The sequence below is a fragment of the Paracoccus sp. P2 genome (assembly GCF_046335115.1).
Classification (GTDB): Bacteria; Pseudomonadota; Alphaproteobacteria; order Rhodobacterales; family Rhodobacteraceae; genus Paracoccus; species Paracoccus pantotrophus.
In genome coordinates this window covers 1-1,293 of record NZ_JBGOSN010000146.1, presented here as the reverse complement: position 1 = coordinate 1,293, position 1,293 = coordinate 1, and the positions used below count along the sequence as shown (strand labels likewise).

Below are 1,293 nucleotides of genomic sequence, written 5' to 3'. Positions count from 1 at the left end.
GGGCATCTCGATTTTTGACCGCTCTCTCGACCACGGAGCAGTTGGCGCAACCTGAAGCGCCTCGAAGGCCGTCAGCTGACGGGTTGTTGCGTCGGGTCTGATGATGCGCGGCTGATTTCAGGGTCGTTTTTCGTGATGCGCAGCATGATCTGCGTCCTTGGCCGACCGGTTTCTACGCCGGATTTGGGTTGAGGCGGCGCAGCTGGCAGAGGCGGCGCATGTTGTAGGCAAGGTTCTTCATCCCGATCTTTGCTTTGGCCCGAACCAGCCCGATGGTACGCACCAGGGTGCCGCCCATGTCGTTGGCCTGGGCACCGAAGATGTGTTCGACCCGAACCCGTACGGTGGATTTGGTGCGGTTGCTGCCCTTGGCCTGTTTGGTCAGCGGCTTGCTCCGCTTGCCCTTCCGGTGGATGTGGCTTTTCAGATTTCGAGCGCGCAGCTTTGCTTCCATTTCCTCGGACCGGTAGGCCGCATCCGCCCATACGCCAGACCCGGTATTGCCCCGCATCAGCAGGTGATCCACTGCCTGACTGTCATGCACAGCGGCGTCACTGACGTGGTAGCGCCGCACCAGCTTGTGCATTCGGTCCACATTCACGTGGTTCTTATAGCCGTAGTGGCTTTTGCCGTGCTTCTTTGTCCAGCGCGCGTTCAGGTCTTTCTGGCATCGCTTGGCGGGCTTGTCTGCCCAATCCTCGGGCACCTCGCCCTTCTTGATCGTTGCGTTTTCCTCGCGCGTGTTGTGATTGCGCGGCACCGGCACGATGGAAGCATCCAGGATCTGCCCGCCACGGGCGATATAGCCCTGCCGATTGAGATGACCGTCGAACAGCCCGAATAGTTCCTCCACCTTGCCCGCCTGCGCCAGCGCGTCGCGATACAGCCACACCGTCTTGGCATCAGGCACCCGATCCCCGAGCCCCAGCCCAAGGAACCGCATGAAGGATAGCCGGTCACGGACCTGATATTCGATCTGATCGTCGGAAAGGTTGTAAAGTGCGCTCAGGACCAGCGCCTTGAACATCACCACCGCGTCCATCGGCTTGCGCCCGGCACGGGATTTGCGGTCAGCATCCGGCTTGCGCCAAACCCGCTCAAGAGCCGGACGGAATTCCTCCCATGGCACGACGGCATCAATCTCGACCAGCGGATCCTTCTTGGCGTCCAGGCTCGCATAACGGTCCGAAAGATCAAAGAAACCCATCTGCGTCATCGCTGCATCCCCTATATGCCGGTTCACCATGTCACGATATCGCAGCGCCAAGGTCAGGGCAATTTTTAGAGGTGCCC

1 protein-coding gene is annotated in these 1,293 nt (G+C 60.2%); it reads right to left on the bottom strand.

Annotated elements, in window-relative coordinates:
- Positions 1 to 172 precede the first annotated feature (172 nt).
- Positions 173 to 1,216: an IS5 family transposase gene (locus ACDP63_RS24865; RefSeq protein ID WP_409928856.1), complete on the bottom strand. Its 1,044-nt coding sequence runs from the start codon at positions 1,214 to 1,216 to the stop codon at positions 173 to 175.
- Positions 1,217 to 1,293 lie beyond the last annotated feature (77 nt).

Excerpts from the sequence above, each read along its gene's own strand:
- ACDP63_RS24865 (WP_409928856.1), bottom strand. The coding sequence starts at position 1,216 with ATGACGCAGATGGGTTTCTTTGATCTTTCGGACCGTTATGCGAGCCTG.